At 64.9% G+C, this 22,163-nt stretch carries 24 protein-coding genes; 8 read left to right on the plus strand and 16 right to left on the minus strand.

Translation table 11 applies throughout. The annotated features are described in order from the left end of the window. Positions 1–270 precede the first annotated feature (270 nt). The 4 genes from J8I35_RS21950 (at position 271) to J8I35_RS21965 (ending at position 4,089) form a co-directional block, all read left to right on the plus strand. Complete coding sequence (locus J8I35_RS21950) at positions 271–1,488, plus strand: DUF2863 family protein (RefSeq protein WP_209926888.1); 1,218 nt, start codon at positions 271–273, stop codon at positions 1,486–1,488. A 211-nt stretch (positions 1,489–1,699) separates the two neighbouring features. Next, the gene (locus tag J8I35_RS21955) at positions 1,700–2,542 is read left to right on the plus strand and encodes a response regulator transcription factor (protein WP_050016506.1); all 843 of its coding nucleotides are present in this window, start codon (positions 1,700–1,702) and stop codon (positions 2,540–2,542) included. Positions 2,543–2,618: 76 nt separating this feature from the next. Continuing rightward, the gene (locus tag J8I35_RS21960; RefSeq protein WP_050016504.1) at positions 2,619–3,293 is read left to right on the plus strand and encodes an energy-coupling factor ABC transporter permease; all 675 of its coding nucleotides are present in this window, start codon (positions 2,619–2,621) and stop codon (positions 3,291–3,293) included. A 169-nt stretch (positions 3,294–3,462) separates the two neighbouring features. Then, positions 3,463–4,089, plus strand: a complete 627-nt coding sequence (locus J8I35_RS21965; RefSeq protein ID WP_209926889.1) for a hypothetical protein — start codon at positions 3,463–3,465, stop codon at positions 4,087–4,089. An 84-nt stretch (positions 4,090–4,173) separates the two neighbouring features. Here J8I35_RS21965 and J8I35_RS21970 read toward each other — a convergent pair whose 3' ends face one another. Beyond that, positions 4,174–5,328 (minus strand): M14-type cytosolic carboxypeptidase, encoded by a 1,155-nt coding sequence (locus tag J8I35_RS21970; RefSeq protein ID WP_124554874.1) that lies wholly within the window; start codon positions 5,326–5,328, stop codon positions 4,174–4,176. Between the two features lie 140 nt (positions 5,329–5,468). Further along, complete coding sequence (gene yaaA / locus J8I35_RS21975; RefSeq protein ID WP_089488676.1) at positions 5,469–6,251, minus strand: peroxide stress protein YaaA; 783 nt, start codon at positions 6,249–6,251, stop codon at positions 5,469–5,471. A 57-nt stretch (positions 6,252–6,308) separates the two neighbouring features. Here yaaA and J8I35_RS21980 point away from each other — a divergent pair, with 57 nt between their 5' ends. Next, positions 6,309–6,794, plus strand: coding sequence for a putative toxin-antitoxin system toxin component, PIN family (locus J8I35_RS21980; protein WP_089488677.1), 486 nt, complete (start codon positions 6,309–6,311; stop codon positions 6,792–6,794). Positions 6,795–6,822: 28 nt separating this feature from the next. Continuing rightward, the gene (locus tag J8I35_RS21985) at positions 6,823–7,995 is read left to right on the plus strand and encodes a pyridoxal phosphate-dependent aminotransferase (protein WP_209926890.1); all 1,173 of its coding nucleotides are present in this window, start codon (positions 6,823–6,825) and stop codon (positions 7,993–7,995) included. 39 nt (positions 7,996–8,034) lie between these two features. Here J8I35_RS21985 and J8I35_RS21990 read toward each other — a convergent pair whose 3' ends face one another. Then, a complete protein-coding gene (locus J8I35_RS21990) occupies positions 8,035–8,691 on the minus strand; it encodes a glutathione S-transferase (protein ID WP_124631404.1) in 657 nt (218 codons plus the stop codon). Between the two features lie 202 nt (positions 8,692–8,893). Between J8I35_RS21990 and J8I35_RS21995 the strand changes: the two genes are divergently transcribed. Next, the gene (locus J8I35_RS21995) at positions 8,894–9,685 is read left to right on the plus strand and encodes an enoyl-CoA hydratase (protein WP_124554871.1); all 792 of its coding nucleotides are present in this window, start codon (positions 8,894–8,896) and stop codon (positions 9,683–9,685) included. 209 nt (positions 9,686–9,894) lie between these two features. Further along, positions 9,895–10,587, plus strand: a complete 693-nt coding sequence (locus J8I35_RS22000; RefSeq protein ID WP_209926891.1) for a glutathione binding-like protein — start codon at positions 9,895–9,897, stop codon at positions 10,585–10,587. Between the two features lie 47 nt (positions 10,588–10,634). Here J8I35_RS22000 and J8I35_RS22005 read toward each other — a convergent pair whose 3' ends face one another. From J8I35_RS22005 to nuoI, 13 genes are all read right to left on the minus strand, one after another. Beyond that, positions 10,635–11,111, minus strand: coding sequence for a MaoC family dehydratase (locus J8I35_RS22005; protein ID WP_209926892.1), 477 nt, complete (start codon positions 11,109–11,111; stop codon positions 10,635–10,637). Beyond that, positions 11,108–11,569: a MaoC family dehydratase gene (locus J8I35_RS22010; protein WP_050016488.1), complete on the minus strand. Its 462-nt coding sequence runs from the start codon at positions 11,567–11,569 to the stop codon at positions 11,108–11,110. Before J8I35_RS22010 ends, J8I35_RS22005 begins: the two co-directional genes overlap by 4 nt. 38 nt (positions 11,570–11,607) lie before the next feature. Then, complete coding sequence (locus tag J8I35_RS22015; RefSeq protein ID WP_124631403.1) at positions 11,608–12,741, minus strand: acyl-CoA dehydrogenase family protein; 1,134 nt, start codon at positions 12,739–12,741, stop codon at positions 11,608–11,610. Between the two features lie 19 nt (positions 12,742–12,760). Then, a complete protein-coding gene (locus J8I35_RS22020) occupies positions 12,761–13,957 on the minus strand; it encodes an acyl-CoA dehydrogenase family protein (protein WP_059781350.1) in 1,197 nt (398 codons plus the stop codon). Positions 13,958–14,012: 55 nt separating this feature from the next. Next, positions 14,013–14,435 carry a DUF1178 family protein gene (locus tag J8I35_RS22025; RefSeq protein ID WP_050016483.1) on the minus strand — a complete coding sequence of 141 codons (423 nt, stop codon included), beginning with the start codon at positions 14,433–14,435 and terminating at the stop codon, positions 14,013–14,015. 136 nt (positions 14,436–14,571) lie between these two features. Next, entirely contained in the window at positions 14,572–15,162 is a 591-nt protein-coding gene (locus J8I35_RS22030) for an NUDIX hydrolase (RefSeq protein ID WP_124554868.1), read from the minus strand. A 39-nt stretch (positions 15,163–15,201) separates the two neighbouring features. Further along, positions 15,202–15,498, minus strand: coding sequence for a DUF2818 family protein (locus tag J8I35_RS22035; RefSeq protein WP_006478276.1), 297 nt, complete (start codon positions 15,496–15,498; stop codon positions 15,202–15,204). Next, complete coding sequence (gene nuoN, locus J8I35_RS22040; RefSeq protein WP_175886159.1) at positions 15,498–16,952, minus strand: NADH-quinone oxidoreductase subunit NuoN; 1,455 nt, start codon at positions 16,950–16,952, stop codon at positions 15,498–15,500. The genes J8I35_RS22035 and nuoN overlap by 1 nt, the downstream gene beginning before the upstream one ends. 39 nt (positions 16,953–16,991) lie before the next feature. Continuing rightward, entirely contained in the window at positions 16,992–18,482 is a 1,491-nt protein-coding gene (locus J8I35_RS22045; protein WP_209926894.1) for an NADH-quinone oxidoreductase subunit M, read from the minus strand. Between the two features lie 18 nt (positions 18,483–18,500). Then, on the minus strand, positions 18,501–20,561 hold the full coding sequence (nuoL, locus tag J8I35_RS22050; RefSeq protein ID WP_050016476.1) for an NADH-quinone oxidoreductase subunit L: 2,061 nt from the start codon (positions 20,559–20,561) through the stop codon (positions 18,501–18,503). 17 nt (positions 20,562–20,578) lie between these two features. Next, positions 20,579–20,884 (minus strand): NADH-quinone oxidoreductase subunit NuoK, encoded by a 306-nt coding sequence (gene nuoK / locus J8I35_RS22055; protein WP_006478272.1) that lies wholly within the window; start codon positions 20,882–20,884, stop codon positions 20,579–20,581. Between the two features lie 18 nt (positions 20,885–20,902). Further along, entirely contained in the window at positions 20,903–21,553 is a 651-nt protein-coding gene (locus tag J8I35_RS22060) for an NADH-quinone oxidoreductase subunit J (RefSeq protein WP_011545812.1), read from the minus strand. A 112-nt stretch (positions 21,554–21,665) separates the two neighbouring features. Next, positions 21,666–22,154: an NADH-quinone oxidoreductase subunit NuoI gene (gene nuoI, locus J8I35_RS22065; RefSeq protein WP_006484869.1), complete on the minus strand. Its 489-nt coding sequence runs from the start codon at positions 22,152–22,154 to the stop codon at positions 21,666–21,668. Between the last annotated feature and the right edge of the window lie 9 nt (positions 22,155–22,163).

Raw genomic sequence — 22,163 nt, forward strand, 5'->3', positions numbered from 1 at the left:
ACTGCGGGGCTCAACTTCCTGTACCGCCAAGGCTCGCTACGACCGAACCCCAACAGCACCGCTTCCCTTCCTCCCGCACCGCGTTTCCGTTAGCGCGAAAGAGGCGTGATTCTATGCAGCTCAGGTCGTGAGCGCAAGGGGTTTCGCAGAAACTTTTTTACACAGGCCGCAATTCGGCCGTCCGGCCATGCTTGGCCACGAGACCGCTTATGGTGCAAAGAACGGACTAGAATGTGAGGTTCTTCGCCTCTTTCTATATACGTCTTTAATATGCGCCAGCGAATCGCCAAACGCCTCCCCCCCGATGCCGACAAACTGGTCGGTCTGTCACTTGCGCTCTTCGCGTCGGGCAGCCGCATCGAGGATCGCTTCTGGGAAGCGAAGCTCGATACGCTGCTCGCCAAGATCGTCCGCAACGGCAATCAGACTACGCTCGACGCCGCGCTCGACCATCTTCAGCAGAATCATCCCGACGCCTACGGCGCGCTCGCCGACATGGCCGAGACGCACAGCGAGTCGATGGTGATCGAGCACGACGGCCAACCATACGATGCGCTGCTGGTCGCCGTCCCGGTCCTCGCCTGGACGCGCTACATGATTCCGTCGGGCCCGCTCAAGGGCGACGTTGCCGACGCGCTGCGAACGCATCTGCAAGCGCACGTGCTCGCGAACGGCACCCTCGTCGGCCTCGCACCGTTCCTCTACAGCATCGACCAGTTGCCGCGGCACCATGTCGAAACCTACCGGCTGGCCCAGCAACTCGCCCACGCGGCAATCGGCCAGCACGCCCCGAAGCTGAGCTTCGGCGACCTGCCGGAAACTTCGCCGATCCTCGCCGATCCGCGCTTCCTGCTGGCGGTCGTCGCCGCGCCGGCCGGCGCGCCGCTGTTCCGCTGGCAAGAAGAAGAAAACGGCAGCCGGATCGAGCGCGGCCAGTGCCTCGAACAATGGACGGCCCAAGGCGGCCCGAACCTGTCGATCGCGCTGCCCGGCTGCGAGTTCGAATGCCTGCTTCCGGACGCGTACTACTCGGCTTGTCGCGATGCGGACGAACGCGTCCGTCCGCATACCGTCCGAACGGCCATTCGTTATCTATTCGACACACTTGGTGCAACGCCGCAAGAGCTGCGCGCGGTGGTCGCCGGCTTCGGCGAACGCCGTATCGACGAGTATCGCGTCGGCTTCACGCGACGTGCGAGCAACGACGTGATCTACGGTGTCGTGTGGCCGCTCTACGGCCGTGAAAACGGCGACATCTCGGTCGACAACGCGACGCTCGAAGGCGAAGCGCCGATCGAAGGACCGCTCGAGGAAATCGTGAGCCTGCTGAAGGAATGCGGCGTAACCGACGTCCGGCGGCACGCGGGCCGCTTCGAACCCGAATACTGCGACGACTGCGGCGTGCCGCTTTACGCCGATCCGCTCGGCGAAATTGTCCATGCGGAAATGCCGGAAGACGCGTCGCCCGCCCAGCCGCACTTCCACTGACCCGCACCGCAGGCCCAGACGGCCTGCCCGCCCCAAAGCCGCTTTCGGTTCCCTGCCGAAGCGGCTTTTTTCATATCCGATGCCCGGTCGCTCGAAATTTCGAACTTTTCCTAAGCCTTTCAGCCAAGCAGACATCGTGTAAGGTCTTTGTCATTATCGGGGCCAGCTTATCCCCGACGGCAGTCAATGACTCACTTCACGGAGGTTGAATATGCGGTTCTTGGTACTTAACTCAGACGCCGAACGGCGTGACGGACTGAAGACCCTGTTGCGGCAGATCGACCGGCACGCCAGCATCAACGATGCGCCTGACGGTTTCCAGGCACGCCGGCTGCTGCGCACCCAGCGTTTCGACCTCGTCGCGATCGACTGGCTGGACGTGGGCCGGATCAGCGAGCTTCAGGCACTCGGCAACGCGTGCTCGCCGACCCCGGTCGCCGTCCTGGTCGACGACATCTCGCCCGAAGCGATCCAGCGCTTCTTCAATTACGGCGTCGCAGGCGTGATCCCGCATTCCACGCGGCCGCACCTGATCGTGCGGGCGCTCGAGATCGTGCTGCTGGGCGGCCACTACATTCCGCCGATCGCTCTCAGCCTGCTGCCGTCCACGGCAACGGCGACGGCCCGCCACGACGCCCATTTCCAGACGCTCGCCGGCTCCCTGCCGCGGCGCCCGCCGAGCGGCCTCTTGTCGCCGCGGCAAGCGCAGATCATGCGGTTCGTCCACATGGGCAGCACGAACAAGATGATCGCGCGTACGCTCGGCATCAGCGAAGGCACCGTGAAGATCCACCTCGCGAGCATCTTCCAGCAGCTCGGCGCCGCAAACCGCGCCGCCGCGGTCGCGATCTACAACGGCTGGCTGTCGCCCCATCTCGAGGTGCTGCTGGCGAACCGGAACCGCGCCCGTAAACCGGTCATCGGGGAACACGGCCCGGCTCCGCTGCGTACACAACGGCATGACCGTCCGTACCCGTTACCCACCGCGAATACCGGCACGCAGGACCTGCCACTCGCCGCCGAGCCACCGGCACGGTTCAGGCGCGGACGCTAGGCAAACAGTCTCGATATTGCGACGGTCGGGCATGTGCAGGCTCCCACCTTTGATGCTCAACGAGTAATATGGACGCATGGGTTTTCTTTTCACACCGCTTCCGCTCTGGGTTGGCATCGGTGGCTGGATCGCCGCCGTGGCCCTGCTCGCGCTCGCGATCTGGAATCGCCCCTTCGTACGCCTGCAAGACGCCACGCTTCAGCACGTGTGGCTCGCGCTCGTCACAGCGATCGCGGTCCTGTGGGCCTCGAACGCATGGCTCGAAGATGGCATCGTCATGCATCTGCTCGGCGCGACGTTGCTCGTCACGCTGTTCGACTGGACGCTCGCACTGGTCGCGATGGGCGCCGTCACGGCGATTGCCGCGGTCATCTTCGACGCGCCGTGGCAAGGCATCGGCCTGACCTATCTGATCTACGGTGCGCTGCCTGTCGGCGTGTCGGCGTTGCTGCAACGCGCCGCACTCGCGTGGCTGCCGCACAACCTCGCGTCGTTCATCACCGGGCAGGGCTTCCTGTCGCCCGCCATCGCGATCGTCGCGGTCGCCGCGGCGGCGGCCGGTGTCCAGCTCGCGCTCGCGGACGGCGTGCCCGTCGTGATTCCGGCCGGCTATCTGCTGAACACCGCGTTGCTCGCGCTCGGCGAGGCCTGGTTCACCGGCATGGCAACGGCCCTCATCGCCGTCTATCGCCCCGCGTGGGTCACGACCTTCGACGTCCGCCGCTACCGCCTCGGCGGCCCGCGCGCCTGAATTTCCTCCGCATCGGACGAGCGCACACGCGTATCGGCGGCCATTCCGCCGCGCGCGCCGAATACGTCACCTACTGCCGCACAACTTTTTTACGCTAAGATTGAACTCCTGTTCTTCATCGGGCATCTATACGTGCCCGACGTCTTCTTCGCTCCTCACCAATAACCAGATGGACAGCTCACCTGCCTCGCTCCGGATTTTCCGGGCGCTCGGCAAGCTGGCAGCCTGTATCGCGGGCCTGTCGCTTGCGCTTCCCGCACCGGTATTCGCCGACCTGCTCGACCAGCGTTCCGAACTGATCAACAAATTCGTCAACGAGATGCATGCCGATCCGCTCGCCGCCGATTGTGCGGCGCACGGCAGCTTCATCGCCAGCACGTCGACGGCGTTCGATCGCGTCGACTTCGCGCCGAACGCATTCGACGGCGGCAACGCGACGATCACGCCGTGGAACGACTCGTTCGACCAGGGCAAGCAGCGTGTGAAAGTCGACAACATCATCACCGTCGACGGGCTCGGCATCCATAGCGACGGCAGCGACCCGACGCCGCTGAAATTCCGTTGCGGCTATGTCGGTCAGCAAATGCTCGCGTTCAGCTGGAACGATCCGGTTCCGCCGCTGAAGCCGCGCGTCGAGCGCTCGTCGTCTTCGACGAAGAAGTTCAAGGGCAAGTCGCACCGCGGCAAAGCCAAGGCGAAGGCATCGGGCCGCACCGGCGGCAAGAAGGCCGTCGCGACGAAGAAATCAGGCGGCCAGAAGAAAGCCGTGAAGAAAAAAACCGCGAAGAAGTCCTGATACGGCGGAGCGGCGACGACAGCATCAAAAAAGGCCGGTGCATCGCAAGATGCGCCGGCCTTTTTCATGCGACGACGGCTGCGCTTACGCGAACGTGTCGACGTGCACGAGGATCGCGGCCAGCATCGCCGCGCCGAGCGCCGCGCTACGCTCGCCGTTCCAGCCGACGCGCTCGTCGGGCAGGTTCGCATTGTCCTTGAACGGCATTTCGAGCGTCAGCGACAGGCAGCCGAACTGGTGGCCGATGTACTTGGACGCGAGCTTCAGCGCGTCTTCCTTGTACTTGCTCGCCGCGTAGCCATGCTCGGTCTGGAAGTCGGGGCTGGCGACCTTGAACGCGTCGATGAACGCGGTCTGCTCCTTGCGCTGCTGCTCGGTGAAGCTCGGCAGCATCTCCGAGCCGGCGACGAACACGTACGGCAAATCCTCGTCGCCGTGAATGTCGAAGAACATGTCGCAGCCGATCGCGTGGATCGCATCGCGCACGGCCAGCACTTCGGGGCTGCGCTCGGCATCGGGCGCCATCCACTCGCGGTTCAGGTTCGCACCGGCCGCATTGGTGCGCAGGTTACCGTGCACGCTGCCGTCCGGGTTCATGTTCGGGACGATGTGGAACGTCACGCGATCGTAGAGCTTGCGCGCAACCGGGTCGCCCGCCCAGTCGCCCCATCCGGCCAGCCGCTTGACCAGGCCTTCGACGAACCACTCGGCCATCGATTCGCCCGGATGCTGGCGCGCGATGATCCACACCTTCTTCTTCGGCGCACCATCGGTTTCCGGCGTGCCGAGCGTCAGCAGCGACATCGGACGGCCTTCGACCGTGCGGCCGAGCTCGGCGACCCTCGCCTGCGGCAACTGCTGGACCGCGCCGAGAAACGCCGCGTGACGCTCTTCGGAATACGGTTCGAAATACGCGTAGTAGATGCTATCGAATTCCGGCGTATGGTCGATGGTCATCGTCTTGCCGTCGAATGTCGTCGGCACCCGGAACCAGTCGACGCGGTCATAGCTCGCTACCGCGTGGTAGTTGCGCCAGCCCGACGGATACGCGCATTCGGCTGCGTTCTCGAACGTCATCACGCATCGCTCGCCGCGCGCCCCCGTCAAACGGTAGTAAAACCATTGCGCGAATTCCGAGCGATTGTCGCCACGCACGCGCAGCCGGATTGCGTCGGGGCTATCGCACGACACGACGTCGATTGCGCCTGCGTCGAAATTACTGGTGATCGAAACGGCCATCTGTCTATCTCCTTTGTCGACCAGCGTTAGCGCTTCAGCGCTTACGCTGGTCCCATGCAAAGCGGTCGACCGAATCGGGCAGCGTACCGCCTGTCCGGCCCCAATGCATGCGCCGGCCGTCTCGTGAACGGCCGGCTGGGTCACTCGCCGATGCGTCGGCGATATACGTAAGTCGAATCGTTCGACGCCGCCGCATCGAACGCATAGCCTTCGGTCGCGAATGCCTTCAGCGCCTTCGGGTCGGTGATACGGTTCTCGACGACAAAACGCGCCATCAGGCCACGCGCGCGTTTCGCATGGAAGCTGATGATCTTGTAGCGGCCGCCCTTCCAGTCCTCGAATACCGGCGTGATGACCGGCGCGGCCAGCAGCTTCGGCTTGACCGACTTGAAGTATTCGGTCGACGCGCAGTTGACGAGCACGCGCGCCGCGCCGCTGCGCGTCTCGAGCTGCTCGTTCAGCGCCCGCGTGATGCGGTCGCCCCAAAACGCATACAGATCCTTGCCACGCGCGTTCGCGAAACGCGTGCCCATCTCGAGCCGGTACGGCTGCAGCAGGTCGAGCGGACGCAACAGCCCGTACAGGCCCGACAGCACGCGCACGTGCTGCTGCGCATAGTCGAGATCGGTCGGCGACAGCGATTTCGCGTCGAAACCCTCGTAGACGTCGCCGTTGAACGCCAGCACGGCCTGCTTCGCGTTGGCCGGCGTGAAGGTCGGCGACCAATCGGCGTAGCGCTGGAAGTTCAGGCGCGCGAGCGGGTCGGAGATATCCATCAGCGCCGCGATGTCCTGCGGCGACAGCTTGCGCAGGCCGGCGATCAGCTCCGACGCGTCGTCGACGAATGCAGGCTTCGTGTAAGACTGGACGTGCGCGGGCGTCTCGTAGTCGAGGGATTTGGCGGGAGAGAGAACGATTATCATAGAGGCTCGCTGGCACGCCGTGCCTTGCGGTCAGACGAAAACCACCGATTGTAACGAATGCCCCGCTCTCTCGCCCCGCATGCCGCCCACCGCGTCGTGCTCGACTCGAACGTCTGGATCGACATCCTCGTATTCGACGACCCCGCTACGCGCCCAATCCGGGCCGCGCTGGAGCGCGGCACGCTGGCCGCCGTAATCGACGGCCGCTGCCTGACCGAGCTCGAATACGTGCTCGACTATCCGCAGTTCCAGTCGCGCGCGATCGACAAGGCTGCCGCGCTCGCGACGGTCGCCCGGCTCGCGAGCCTCGTCGAACCGTCGCCCGTCGACGCCGACGCGCCGCCGCTGCCGAAGTGCAAGGACCGCGACGACCAGAAATTTCTCGAACTCGCCCGCGCCGCACAGGCCGACTGGCTCGTGTCGAAAGACCGCGCGCTGCTGAAGCTCGCGAAACGCACCGCACGCGACTTCGGTTTCCGGATCGCGCAACCCGCGCCGTTCGTGGAAGCCTGCGCGCTCGACGCCACGGCGACGCCGGCCTGACGCCTCACACCCGAATTCGACCGTCTCGATGAACGCTCCTTCAGATATGCCAACGACTCCCGTTTTCCCGTCGCGCCTGCCGAACGTCGGCACGACGATCTTCACGGTCATGAGCGCGCTTGCCACCGAAAAAGGCGCGGTGAACCTCGGCCAGGGCTTCCCGGATTTCGATTGCGATCCGCGCATCGTCGATGCGGTCGCCACCGCGATGCGCAACGGACACAACCAGTACCCGCCGATGGCCGGCGTCGCGCCGCTGCGCGACGCGATCGCCGACAAGATCGCGCAGGTGTACGGCCGACGCTACGATCCGGGCACCGAAATCACCGTGACGGCCGGCGCGACGCAGGCGCTGCTGACGGCGATCCTCTGCGCGGTGCATCCGGGCGACGAAGTGATCGTCGTCGAGCCGACCTACGACAGCTACCTGCCGTCGATCGAGCTTGCCGGCGGCAAACCCGTGTTCGTCACGCTGGACGCACCCGACTACACGATCCCGTTCGACCGTCTCGCGGCCGCGATCACGCCGCGAACGCGGATGATCCTGCTCAACACGCCGCACAACCCGACGGGCACCGTGTGGCGCGAGGCCGACATGCGCAAGCTCGAGGACATCGTGCGCGGCACCAACGTGCTGATCCTGTCCGACGAGGTCTATGAACACATGGTCTACGACGGCGCGCGCCATGAGAGCGTCGCGCGCTACCCGGAGCTCGCCGCGCGCAGCTTCATCGTGTCGAGCTTCGGCAAGACCTATCACGTGACGGGCTGGAAGGTCGGTTACGTCGCGGCGCCGGCGGCGCTGACCGCGGAATTCCGCAAGGTCCACCAGTTCAACGTGTTCACGGTGAACACGCCGATGCAGATCGGGCTCGCCGACTACCTGCGCGACCCGGCGCCGTACCTGTCGCTCGCGGGCTTCTATCAGAAGAAGCGCGACTTCTTCCGGGCCGGCCTCGAGCGCACGCGCTTCAAGCTGCTGCCGTGCACGGGCACGTACTTCCAGTGCGTCGATTACTCGGCGATCAGCGACCTGCCCGAAGCGGAATTCTCGAAGTGGCTCACGTCGGAGATCGGCGTGGCGGCCATTCCGGTGTCGGCGTTCTATCATGAGCCGCACGAATCGGGCGTCGTGCGCTTCTGCTTCGCGAAGCAGGAAAGCACGCTCGCATCCGCGCTCGAACGGCTCGCCCGCCTGTAAGCCCGGCAGGGGCGGCCACGCGCCGCCCGTCAGACACGCTTACGAACGCACGACGTTCGCCGCTTCGACATACGCCTTGCGCTCGGCTGCCACGCGTTGCGCGGCCGGGCGTTCACCGACCGTCTTTGCGTGCGCCTTCCAGTCGATGCCTGCATCGAGCAGGAAGTCGCGCCCGAAGACGGCCTTCGTCGCCATCCCGACGACCGGCAGATGAACCCACGCGGCCATGTCCGCGAGGCCGAACGAGTCGCCGAGCACATGCGGCGAAAAGCGCGTCATCTGCTTGAATGCATCAATCGCGCGCGGCAGGCGCTTCTCGACGTGCGCCTTCATCCCGTCGCTCACCTTGCCGCCGAAAAACGCTTCCGTGTACACCTCGCGCGCCATCCATTCGAGATACAGCTCGAGCGTCTCGACAAGTTCGCGCACCTTCGCCGCAGCGAACGGGCTTGCGGGGAAAATGCCTTTCTCGGGATAGCGCGCCGCCAGGTATTCGATGATCGCCTGCGACTCGAACAGCGCGCCCTCTTCGGTCTTCAGGAACGGAATCTTGCCGAGCGGCGAATCGGCAAGCTGCGCCGGATCGCTGATCGGCAAACCGCACACCCGTTCCTCGAATGGAATGTCGTGCTCGAGCAGGACGAACTTCACCTTGTTGTAGTAGTTGGACAACGGAATACCGCACAGCTGTAGCATCAGGGTCTCCTTCCTTGCTGAAGCGCGGCCGCATCGACGCCGGCCGCATCGGGATTCATCGCGCTAAAAAGCACGTCCGTGCTAGTCTAAAGCAAGTTGTGCGTTCGTCACGACGACATTACCTCCGCTGCGGCGTCGGCTTCGCCCGTCCGCGCGACACACGCGGCGTCACCGCCGCGCCATCCGATGGAGACACGCTCGCATGAGTGCTGAACTGCTGGCCTCGCGTCCGCCCGAGAGCGAATCGACGCTCGTCCTCACGCTGTCCAATCCCGGCGCGCGCAACGCGCTGCATCCCGACATGTACGCGGCCGGCATCGAAGCGCTCGCCACCGCCGAGCGCGATCCGGCGATTCGCGCCGTCGTGCTGACCGGCGCCGATCGCTTCTTCTGCGCAGGCGGCAACCTGAACCGGCTGCTCGAGAATCGCTCGAAGGATCCGTCCTTCCAGGCCGACAGCATCGATCAGCTCGCGGCATGGGTCACGGCGATCCGCGCGTCGACGAAGCCGGTGATCGCGGCCGTCGAAGGCGCCGCGGCCGGCGCGGGCTTCTCGCTCGCGCTCGCGTGCGACCTGATCGTCGCCGCACACGATGCGAAATTCGTGATGTCGTATGCGCGCGTGGGCCTGACGCCCGACGGCGGCGGCTCGTGGTTTCTCGCCCGCGCACTGCCGCGTGCGATCGCGGCCGAAATCCTCTTCGAAGGCAAGCCGGTTGCCGCCGAACGCCTGCATGCGCTCGGCGTCGTCAACCGGCTCACCGCGCCCGGCACGGCACTGAGCGACGCACTGGCATGGGCCGACGCGCTCGCCGGCATCTCGCCGAATGCGCTCACGCGCATCAAGTCGCTGCTCGACGACGCGACCGCGCAACCGCTGGACGCGCATCTCGGCACCGAGCGCGATCATTTCGTCGCGTCGCTGCATCATGCGGACGGGCTCGAAGGCATCACCGCCTTTCTCGAGAAGCGCCAGCCGCGCTACAAGCGCTGATCCGCCGCGTCGGCCTTCGAACCGACGCTACGCCGCGACGTCCATCCGATGCGCCGCGCGCAACGCCCGCGGCGCTCTCCCGTGCGGCCGCGCATGCCCGTCGGCACGCGCGTTTCCGTCGCCAGCAGCCCGTGTCGATCCATGCTCTAATGACCGCCTGTCGCGGTGCCGCCGGCGCCGTTTTCGCGCATGCCACACAGGAGTTGACGATGATCGACGTCTATAGCTGGGCGACCCCGAACGGCCACAAGGTACACATCATGCTCGAGGAAACCGGCCTCGCGTATCGTGCGCATCCGGTCGATATCGGTGCCGGCGACCAGTTCAAGCCCGAATTCCTGAAGATCAGCCCGAACAACAAAATCCCCGCGATCGTCGATCCGGACGGCCCCGGCGGCCAGCCGATCTCGCTGTTCGAATCGGGCGCGATCCTGATCTACCTCGCGGAGAAGACCGGCAAGTTCCTGCCGACCGAGCCGGCCGCGCGCTATGCGACGCTCGAGTGGCTGATGTTCCAGATGGGCGGCGTCGGCCCGATGCTCGGGCAGGCGCACCACTTCCGGCTGTATGCGCCGGAGAAGATCGAGTATGCGGTCAACCGCTACACGAACGAAGCGAAGCGCCTGTACAACGTGATGGAAAAGCGGCTCGGCGAATCCGAGTATCTCGCAGGCGACACGTACACGATCGCGGACATTGCGTCGTTCCCGTGGACGCGCTCGTGGCAAAACCAGGGCATCGTGCTCGATGAACTGCCGAACGTGAAGCGCTGGCACGAGGCGATCGCCGCGCGACCGGCCGTGCAGCGCGGCGTCGAGGTGCTCGCGTCGATGCGCAAGGCGCTGCAGGACGACAAGGCACGCGAGGTGCTGTTCGGCGCAACGCAATACGCGAAGCACTGACGAGCGTGTAACGAGCGGAGCGGCATCCGCGCATGCCGCTCCGTGCTTCAGAAGTAATGCAGCGTGACGAACTCCGCCGCGCATACCGGCAGCGGCGCGTCGGGGCGCTCGACCTGCATCGATACCGACCACGTTACCTGGATGCCGCCGCGCGCGGCGTCGGCGGTTTCCTTTACCGCGAACAGCGCACGCACGCGCGCCCCGACCGGCACCGGCTTCAGGAACCGCACGCGGTTCAGCCCATAGTTCACGCCCATCTTCTGCTCGAAGCGCATCGCGTCGGTCATCAACGCAGGAATCAGCGACAGCGTCAGGAACCCGTGCGCGATCGGCCCGCCGAACGGCGACTCGCGTCGCGCGCGTTCGGGGTCGACGTGAATCCATTGATGATCGCCGGTCGCGTCGGCAAAACCGTCGACGCGCGGCTGGTCGATCTCGATCCAGCCGCTCGCGAGCGGCTCCGCGCCGACCCGCGCCTGCAGCGCCTGCGCCGATGCGATCAGCGGCAAGGGCACGTCGGTCATGAGTTCGCGCCCCCCGGATGGCGCAGCCCGAAAATCACCTTGGTGTGCACGGAGATCACCGTCTCGCCGGCTTCGTTCACGCCGATCCATTCCGTCGACACGATGCCGCGATCGGGCTTGCTCTCCGACACGCGTTTGTCGTGCACCTTCTGGTACATCGTGATCGTGTCGCCGGCGCGCACCGGCTTCAGCCAGCGGATCGAATCGATGCCCGGCGAGCCCATGCTGGTCGAATCCGGCCCGAGCTTCTGGACCAGCAGGCTCATGAATACCGAGCACGTATGCCAGCCGCTCGCGACGAGCCCGCCGAAATGCGACGCCTTCCCCGCTTCCTCGTCGACATGGAACGGCTGCGGATCGTAGCGCTTCGCGAACGTCTTGATGTCGTCGGCCTCGAACGTGTAGCGGCCCACTTCGGTGGTACTGCCGACCACCAGGTCTTCGTAACTGATGCCCACTGATAAGTCTCCTTGTCTGGCGCGCTCGCGCGTCACCGTCATGCTACGTCGGTCTGCGCGAAATCGGGCAGCGCCGCGATGCGGGCGAGGTGATGATCGGTATCGCCGAGCGTCGTCTCGATGATCGACAGCCGCTTGAACAAATGCGCGGCGGCCACCTCGTTGGTCACGCCCATGCCGCCGTGCAGCTGGACCGCCTGCTGGCCGACGAAGCGCGCGGCCGCGCCGACCCGCGCCTTCGCGGCCGACACGGCCTTGCGCCGCGCATCGGCATCGCCGTTCGCGTAGCGGACCGCCGCGAGATAGGTCAGCGAACGCGCCTGCTCCGCATGGATCAGCATGTCGACCATCCGGTGCTGCAGCGCCTGAAAACGCGCGATCGGCACGCCGAACTGCTCGCGCGTCTTCGTGTATTCGACCGTCGCGCGATTCAGTTCGTCGAGCGCGCCGACCGCTTCCGCGCACAGCAGGAAGGTCGCGTAATCGGCGATCTGCTCGAGCGCCGCCGCGTCGCGCGCCCCACCCGTCAGCAATCGGGCCGGCGTTTCGTTGAACATGATCGTCGCGGCGCGCTGGCCGTCGATGGTCCGGTAGTCGACCACCTTCGCATTGGCCGCATCGCGTTCGACGACGAAGAGGCCGAGGCCGCCGCCGTCGACCCGCGCAGGCACGATCCACGCGTGCGCCTGGGCGCCGTGCTGAACGACCGACTTGGTACCGGTCAGCCGGTACGTGCCGCCCTGCCCGCGCGCGTGCGTGTCGAGCTCGTACAGGTCGTAGCGCGCGTGCGGTTCGTGGAACGCGACCGCCACGCGCTTGTGCCCCTGCGCGACCGCCTCCAGCAGCGCGGCATCGTCGCCCGCGCCGGAGCCGGCGATCCGCAACGCCTCGACGCCAACCGCCGTGGCCCAGTACGGCTCGATCACGAGCGCACGGCCGAGCTCCTGCATCACGACCAGCATGTCGACCGGGCCGCCGCCGAAACCGCCCTGTGCGTCCGGCACGGGCAACGCGGTCAAGCCCAGTTCGGTGAATGCGCTCCACTGCGCATCCGACACGCCGGTATCGCTACGCACGATCGCCTGGCGCGCGTCGAAGCCGTATTGCTCGCCAAGATACCGGCGCAGCGCGTCGGCGAACTGCTGCTGCTCATCGGTAAAGCTGAAATCCATGGTTGTCTCCGTTCCCTGATCACAGCCCCAGAATCATCTGCGCGATGATGTTCTTCTGGATCTCGTTCGACCCGCCGTAGATCGACGTCTTCCGGTAATTGAAGTAGTACGCGGCGAGCGGCGCCGCATCGTCGTCGCCGGCGATGCTGTGTTCGCGCTCGCCATCGAGGAACGGCACGTCGAACGGTGCGGCCAGCGGACCGATCGCTTCGACCATCAGCTCGGTGAGCGCCTGCTGCACCTCGGTGCCCTTGATCTTCAGCATCGACGCCTCGGGGCCGGGCCCCTTGCCGCTCGTCTCGCGGCTGACGACGCGCAGCACCGTCACCTCCAGCGCCATCAACTCGACTTCGAGCGCCGCGACCTTCGCGGCGAACACGGGATCGGCGAGCAACGGCTTGCCGTTCTTGCGCTGGTTCGATGCGACGCGCTTCAGGAACGCGAGCTCCCGCTTCGACGCGCCGACGCGCGCGATGCCGGTGCGCTCGTGGCCCAGCAGGTATTTCGCGTAGGTCCAGCCGCGGTTCTCGTCGCCGACGAGGTTCTCGACCGGCACCTTCACGTCCTCGAAGAACACCTCGTTGACCTCGTGGTCCTCGTCGAGCATCACGATCGGGCGCACCGTGATGCCGGGCGTCTTCATGTCGATCAGCAGGAACGAGATGCCTTCCTGCTTCTTCGCGGCCGGATCGGTGCGCACGAGGCAGAACATCATGTCGGCATACTGGCCGAGCGTGGTCCAGGTCTTCTGGCCGTTGACGACGTAGTGATCGCCGTGGCGCTCGGCGCGCGTGCGCAGCGACGCGAGGTCGGACCCGGAACCCGGCTCCGAATAACCTTGGCACCACCAGTCCGAGCCGTCGAGAATACGCGGCAGATAGTGGCGCTTCTGCGCTTCGCTGCCGTATTTCATCAGGACCGGCGCGACCATCGACACCCCGAACGGCAGCACGGTGGGCGCACCGATCCGTGCGCACTCCTCGTCCCAGATGTGCCGCTGCGTCGCGTTCCAGCCCGGGCCGCCGTATTCGACCGGCCAGGCGGGCGCGGACCAGCCGCGCTGGCCGAGAATCCGGTGCCAGCTCGCGAAATCCTCGCGGTCGAGTCGTTTGTGATCGAGTACCTTGGCGCGCAGTGCGTGAGGCAGGTTGGCCTCGAGCCAGGCGCGGACGTCGGCGCGGAACGCGTCGTCGGCGGGGGAATAGTCCAGATCCATGCGCAGTGTCTCCTGTCCGCGGCCGTCCGGCCCGGCCAAGGACACACTGCGTACGTCATTGCAGCGGTTCTTTCAGCGCGGCAGGAATCGGCAGCGGCATCACGTCGATGCCTTCTTCGACCAAGGACTGCGCATCCTCCGGCGTCGTGACGCCGCGAATGCTGCGTGCGGGCGCCTCGTTGTAATGGATGCGCCGCGCTTCCTCGGCGAAGCGCTCGCCCACGTTCTCGGTCTTCTCCAGCACCTCGCGCAGCGCGCGCATCACCTGCGCCTGCAGCGCACGCGGATCGGCCGGCTGCGGCTGCGTCGCGCCCGACAGGTTCAGGCGCGGCGCCGACGGCATCCGGTTGATCTCCGTCGTTCCGCACACCGGGCATTCGACCAGCTTGCGGGACAACTGCGCTTCGAATTCATCGGCGGAAGCGAACCAGCCTTCGAACCGATGACCGTGCGGACACTGTAAATCGAGGACCTTCATGCTGAATCAGGGCGTGTGACGAGTGTAGCGCAAAAAGCGGTTTTGTGAACGGTCGTGCTAAATCCCGATCGCGCGGCACGAACGCACCGCGTCACCGGATTGTAACGCGGCGCCCCGCCCGCCGCTGACGCCGTGCTCAGGGCGTGACGACCGGCCCGAGCGGCCACGCGCCGGACAGCACCTTGTCGAGCCACATCGTGCCGATGATCGTCTTCACGTCGGAGATCTGGCCCGTGCGCACCCATTCCTGCAGGTCGGCCAGCGTCGCGGTGAAGGTTTCGAGGAATTCGCCTTCGTCGAGCTTGCGCTCGCCGGCCGTGAGCCCGCGCGCGAGGTACAAGTCGATGAATTCGGTCGAATAGGAAATGATCGGGTGAATACGGGCCAGGAACACGTATTCGCGCGCCGTGTAGCCGGTTTCCTCGCGCAGTTCGCGCGCCGCACACGCGAGCGCGCCTTCGTTCGGGTCGAGCTTGCCGGCCGGAAATTCGGCCATCACCTTGCCGATCGGATAGCGGAACTGGCTCTCCATCAGCACGCGGCCGTCGTCGAACAGCGGGATCACCATCACCGCGCCCGGGTGTTGCACGTATTCGCGCGTGGCCTTCTTGCCGTCCGGCAGACGGACGGTGTCGCGCTTGAGCTTGAGGAACGCGCCTTCGAAGATCGCCTCGCTTTCGAGGCAGGTTTCGGTCAGTGCGGCGTCGTGATTGGGTAGTTCGGCCATCGGCGGCTCCTGAATGAGCACGACGGACGGCCGAAGCCGTCAGCGTCGTTTGACGAGATACTGGAACGTGAAGCCGGGAAACGCGAACACGACGAAGAGACTGAACGTGATCGCGTAAAACTGCCAGCCCTGTTCGAAGCGGTTGCCGGCGCGCGACTCGAGCCAGAAGCCGAGCGCGCCGACGACGAAGTACAGTACGATCAGCTCGCCGATCCGCACCCACGCGTTCTTCTTCGTCGCGCCGAACGGCACGACGGCGAAGAGGCGTTGATTCAGGAACGGCAGGTTGGCGCAGACGAGCGCCAACAGCACGATGAACCAGCCGGCTGCCGACATTACAGCGGCAGCGTGTGACGGATGGCCTGCAGGCAGGCGGTCAGCAGCGGGCTCGGGATCAGACCGAGCACGACGACGGCCAGGCCGTTCAGCACGAGGATCGTGCGCTTGCAGAAATCGCCCGAGATCGGCGTCGAATCCTGCGGGGCATCGAAGTACATCAGCTTCACGATGCGCAGGTAGTAGAACGCGCCGAACAGCGACGTGATCACGGCCAGCACGGCCAGCCACGTGAGGCCCGCGTTGACGGTCGCCTCGAGCACGGCGAGCTTCGCGTAGAAGCCGACGGTCGGCGGGATGCCGGCCAGCGAGAACATCATGACCATCATCACGAACGCGAACACCGGGCTGCGCTTGTTGAGGCCCTTGAAGTCGTCGATCGTTTCCGCTTCGAAATCGCGGCGCGCGAGCAGCATCACCACGCCGAACGAGCCGAGCGTCGTGATCAGGTAGACGATCGCGTAGAACATCGCCGAGCTGTACGCGTTCGCCGGTGCCGCCGCGTCGCCCTTCACGATGCCGGCGAGCAGGCCGAGCAGCACGAAGCCCATGTTCGAGATCGCCGAGTACGCGAGCATCCGCTTGATGTTGCGCTGGACGATACCGGTGATGTTGCCGACGATCAGCGACAGCGCGGCGAGGATCACGAGCGCGGTCTGCCAGTTCTGCGCGAGCGGCAGCAGGCCCATCACCAGGAAGCGCAGGCCCCATGCGAACGCGGCAACCTTCGGGCCGCCGCCGACAAACAGCGTCATCGCGGTCGGTGCGCCCTGGTAGACGTCCGGCACCCACATGTGGAACGGCACGGCGCCCAGCTTGAACGCGATACCGGCGACGATGAAGACCACGCCGAACATCAGCACGGCCGCGTCGGTGTTGCCGCCGACCGCCTTGTACACCTCGCCGAGCTCGAGCGAGCCGGTCGCGCCGTAGAGCATCGAGATGCCGTACAGCACGAAGCCCGACGCGAGCGCGCCCAGCACGTAGTACTTCATCGCGGCTTCGCTCGACTGGGCAGCATCGCGGCGCAGCGCGATGACCGCGTACAGCGACAGCGACATCAGTTCGAGGCCGAGGTACAGCGTCAGGAAGTTGTTGCCCGACACCATGACCAGCTGACCGAGCAGCGAGAACATGCCAAGCAGGAACACGTCGCCGCGGAACATGTCGCGGTCTTCGAGGTACTTGCGCGAATAGACGAGCGACACCGCGAAACCGAACGACACGACGGCCTTCATCGTGCTCGCGAACGAGTCGACGACGACCATCTTCGAGAAGAAGTAGTACTGCTGCGGGTCGAGCGCCTGGACCGAGAACCACACGCCGGCGACGACCGACGAGACGACCGCGATCAGATAGGTCAGGCGGCGGCCGGACGCACCGGTAAAGGTGTCGTTCAGCCAGGCGACGACGATGGCGGCCAGCACCAGCGCGTCAGGCAACAGGACATTCATAGGGGCGTTTTGCATGATCTTGAGTTCCTCCGCTCGCGATTACTGGGCCAGCGGCAGCTTCGACTGCGCGACGTGGGAGAGGAGGTTTTCGACGGAAACGTGCATCACGTCGGTGAAAGGCTTCGGATACAGGCCCATCAGCAGCGTGAACGCGGCAAGCACGGCCAGCATCAGGAATTCGCGACGGCCGATGTCCTTCAGCTTGGCGACGTGATCGTTCGCGACGGCCCCGAAGTACACGCGCTTGTACATCCACAGCGTGTAGGCCGCGCCGAGGATCAGCGTGAATGCCGCACCGAAGGCGATCCAGAAGTTGTACTGGACGGCCGCGAGAATCACCATGAACTCGCCGACGAAACCCGACGTACCCGGCAGGCCGCAGTTGGCCATCGAGAACAGCATCGCGAATGCCGCGAACTTCGGCATCACGTTCACGACGCCGCCGTAATCGGCGATCTGGCGCGAGTGCACGCGGTCGTACAGCACGCCGATGCACAGGAACATTGCGCCCGACACGAAGCCGTGCGAGATCATCTGGATGATCGCGCCTTCGACGCCGAGCTGGTTGAAGATGAAGAAGCCGAGCGTGACGAAGCCCATGTGCGCGATCGACGAATACGCGACCAGCTTCTTCATGTCGGCCTGCACCATCGCGACGAGGCCGATGTAGATCACCGCGATCAGCGACAGCGTGATCACGACCGGCGCCAGGAAGTGGCTCGCGTCAGGCGTGATCGGCAGCGAGAAACGCAGGAAACCGTATGCGCCGAGCTTCAGCATGATCGCGGCCAGCACGACCGAGCCGCCCGTCGGCGCTTCCACGTGCGCATCCGGCAGCCACGTGTGCACCGGCCACATCGGCACCTTCACCGCGAATGCGAGGAAGAACGCAATGAACAGCAGGATCTGCGGCGTCATCGCGATCTTCGCGTTCTGCCACGTCGCGAGGTCGAACGAATGCGTCTGCGTGTACAGGTAGATCAGCGCGACCAGCATCAGCAGCGAGCCGGCCAGCGTGTACAGGAAGAACTTGAACGCCGCGTACACGCGGTTCGGGCCGCCCCACACGCCGATGATGATGTACATCGGGATCAGGGTCGCCTCGAAGAACACGTAGAACAGCAGGCCGTCGGCCGCCGAGAACACGCCGATCATGATCCCGGACAGGATCAGGAACGCCGCGAGGTACTGCGCGACGTTCTCGGTGATCACCTCCCACGCGGCGATCACGACGATCACCGTGATCAGCGCGGTCAGCACGACGAACCACATCGAGATGCCGTCGACGCCGAGGTGATACGCAATGTCGAAGCGTTCGATCCAGGTCGACTTCTCGACGAACTGCAGCGCAGCCGTGTTCGAGTCGAAGCCCGTGATCAGCGGGATCGTGACCGCGAGGCCGAGCAGCGCGCCGATCAGCGCGACCCAGCGGGCCGTCCCCGGATTTTTGTCGTTACCCACCGCCAGCACGAGGAGGCCGAAAACGATCGGCAGCCAGATCGCGGTACTGAGAATCGGAAAAGCGTGCATTAGTGTTGTCTCCCCGCCTTATTTGCCGCCGAGCGTTACAAACAGGGTCAGGAGCCCCAGCATGCCGATGATCATGGCGAACGCGTAGTGATAGATGTAACCGGATTGGAGGAAGCGGATCACGCCGGCGAACCAGCCGATGAACCGGGCGCTGCCGTTGACGAGGCCGTCGATCACCACGACGTCGCCCTCCTTCCACAGGCCGCGGCCGATCGCCACCGAACCGCGGGCGAACACCACTTCGTTGATCTTGTCCATGTAGTACTTGTTGTCCAGCAGCGTGTAGATCGGGCCGAACGCGCGGCGGATCGACGCCGGCAGTTCCGGACGCTTCAGGTACAGGAACCACGCGACGACCACACCGGCGAGCGCCAGCCACACCGGCAGGCCCGACACCGAGTGCAGGCCCATGCCGACCCAGCCGTGGAACTCTTCGGCCATCTCGGCCAGCGCCGGATGGTTTTCGCCGATGAAGATCACCTTGTCGAATGCGACGCCGTGCTGGAAGAAATCGCCGAACAGCATCGGGCTGATCGCGATCGCGCCGATGATCACCGACGGGATCGCCAGCAGGACCAGCGGCACCCACACGACCCACGGGGTCTCGTGCGGCTCGTGCGCGTGGTCGTCATGACCGTGGTCGTGGCCATGGCCGTGATCGTCGTGGCCGTGCGCAGCAGCCATGCCCATCGGCGATTCCGGATGCTTCGGATGGCGGAAGCGCTCTTCGCCGTGGAACACCAGGAAGTACATGCGGAACGAGTACAGCGCCGTGACGAACACGCTCGCGACGACCGCGAAGTATGCGAAGCCCGAACCCGGCAGGTGCGACAGCTTCACCGCGTCGATGATCGAGTCCTTCGAGTAGAAGCCCGAGAAGAACGGCGTGCCGATCAACGCGAGCGAACCGACGAGCGACGTGATCCACGTGATCGGCATGTACTTGCGCAGGCCGCCCATGTTGCGCATGTCCTGGTCGTGGTGCATGCCCATGATGACCGAGCCGGCGCCGAGGAACAGCAGCGCCTTGAAGAACGCGTGCGTCATCAGGTGGAACACGGCGACCGGGTAGGCGGACACGCCGAGCGCGACGGTCATGTAGCCGAGCTGCGACAGCGTCGAATACGCGACCACGCGCTTGATGTCGTTCTGCACGATGCCGAGGAAGCCCATGAAGAGCGCCGTGATCGCGCCGATCACCGTGATGAACGACAGCGCGGTATCCGACAGCTCGAACAGCGGCGACATGCGCGACACCATGAAGATGCCGGCCGTGACCATCGTCGCCGCGTGAATCAGCGCCGAGATCGGGGTCGGGCCTTCCATCGAGTCCGGCAGCCACACGTGCAGCGGGAACTGCGCCGACTTACCCATCGCGCCGATGAACAGGCAGATACAGGCGACGGTCAGCAGGCCCCAGTCGGTGCCCGGGAAGTGCAGGCTCGCGAGTTCCGCGCGCTTCGCGAACACTTCGCCGTAGTTCATCGAGCCGGCGAACGCGAGCAACAGGCCGATGCCGAGCAGGAAGCCGAAGTCGCCCACGCGGTTCACGAGGAACGCCTTCATGTTCGCGTAGATTGCGCTCTCACGCGTGAAGTAGAAGCCGATCAGCAGGTACGACACCAGACCCACCGCTTCCCAGCCGAAGAACAGCTGCAGGAAGTTGTTGCTCATCACGAGCATCAGCATCGAGAACGTGAACAGCGAGATGTACGAAAAGAAGCGCTGGTAGCCGTCTTCTTCCGCCATGTAGCCGATCGTGTACACGTGCACCATCAGCGAGACGAAGGTCACGACGACCATCATCATCGCGGTCAGCGAATCGACGAGGAAGCCGACCTCGAGCTTCAGCGAGCCGACGTTCATCCATTCGTAGACGGTCGCGTTGAAGCTTGCGCCGCCCATCACGTCGAGGAAGACTTTCGCCGACAGGAGGAACGCGATCATGACGCCGAGGATCGTGATCCGGTGTGCGCCCTTGCGCCCGACTGCGTTCCCGAACAGCCCCGCAATCAGCGAGCCGGCCAGCGGAGCGAGCGGAATCGCCAGCAGCAGGTTTTCATTGAGTGTCGTTGACATAACAGCGTAGCCTGAAATTAACCTTTGAGCTGATCGAGATCCTCGACATTGATCGTGTCGAGCTTACGGAACAGGGTCACCAGAATCGCGAGGCCGATCGCGGCTTCCGCTGCGGCGACGGTCAGCACGAAGAACACGAAGATCTGGCCGTGCACGTCGCCGAGGTAATGCGAGAACGCGACGAAGTTGGTGTTCACCGCCAGCAGCATCAGTTCGATCGACATCAGGATGATGATGACGTTGCGGCGGTTCAGGAAAATCCCGACGATCGCGATCGCAAACAGGATCGCGCCGAGCACAAGGTAGTGAGCAAGAGTCAGCATGGTTTTCTTTTCCTCCGCTTAGCCGTTGGTGCCCGAGCCGGCTTCGCTCTGCGCCGTCTCCGGCTGCGGCTTGTCCGCTTCCATCTTCACGAGGCGCACGCGGTCGTTGCGGCGCACCTTGACCTGATCCGACACGCGCTGGCGCTTGCTGTCCTTGCCCTTGCGCTCGGTCAACCCGATCGCGGCGATGATCGCGACCAGCAGCACGAGGCCGGCGATTTCGAACGCGAAGATGTAGTCGGTGTAAATCACCTTGCCGATCAGGCGCGTATTCGACCAGTTGGCCATCTCGCCCGTCGCCATCGCATGCACGGTGTGCGTGTCGCCATAGCCGCGCCACAGGATCAGCGCGGTTTCGATCACGATGATCGCGCCGACCACGGTCGCCATCGGTACGAAGCGCTTGAAGTCGCGGCGCAGGTAGTCGATGTTGATGTCCAGCATCATCACGACGAACAGGAACAGCACCATCACCGCGCCCACGTAGACCAGAACCAGCAGGATCGCGAGGAACTCCGCTTCCAGCAGCATCCAGATCGCGGCGGCGTTGAAGAACGCCAGCACAAGGAAAAGCGCAGACGCCACCGGGTTGCGCGAAGTGATCACCTTCAGCCCTGATACCACCAGGAGCAGCGCGAAGATGTAGAACAGTACGGTCGTGAATTCCATGATTACCGGTTCATCGTTAGGCCATAGTCAGGCGCGGCTTGCGGAAGGCCCGCACCCGTCGCGGCGGCTCGGCCCGTTCATCGTTCATGCCGGGCCGGCACTGCAAACACAATCAACGATACGGCGCGTCGGCAGCCTTCGCCGCTGCGATGTCCTTCTCGTAGCGGTCGCCCACCGCGAGCAGCATATCCTTCGTGAAATACAGGTCGCCGCGCTTTTCGCCGTGGTACTCGAGAATCTGCGTCTCGACGATCGAATCGACCGGGCAGCTCTCTTCGCAGAAACCGCAGAAGATGCACTTCGTCAGGTCGATGTCGTAGCGCGTGGTGCGGCGCGTGTTGTCCGCGCGCGTTTCCGATTCGATCGTGATCGCCAGCGCGGGGCACACGGCCTCGCACAGCTTGCACGCGATGCAGCGCTCTTCGCCGTTCTCGTAGCGGCGCAGTGCATGCAGCCCGCGGAAACGCGGCGAAATCGGGGTCTTCTCTTCCGGGAACTGCACGGTGAACTTGCGCTTGAACGTGTAGCGACCGGTCAGCGCGAGTCCCTTCAGCAGCTCGGTCAGGAAGAAGGTCTTAAAGAAGTGTTGGATAGCCGTCATGATTTCGTC

It is taken from the genome of Burkholderia sp. CpTa8-5 (assembly GCF_017815045.1).
GTDB lineage: Bacteria > Pseudomonadota > Gammaproteobacteria > Burkholderiales > Burkholderiaceae > Burkholderia > Burkholderia sola.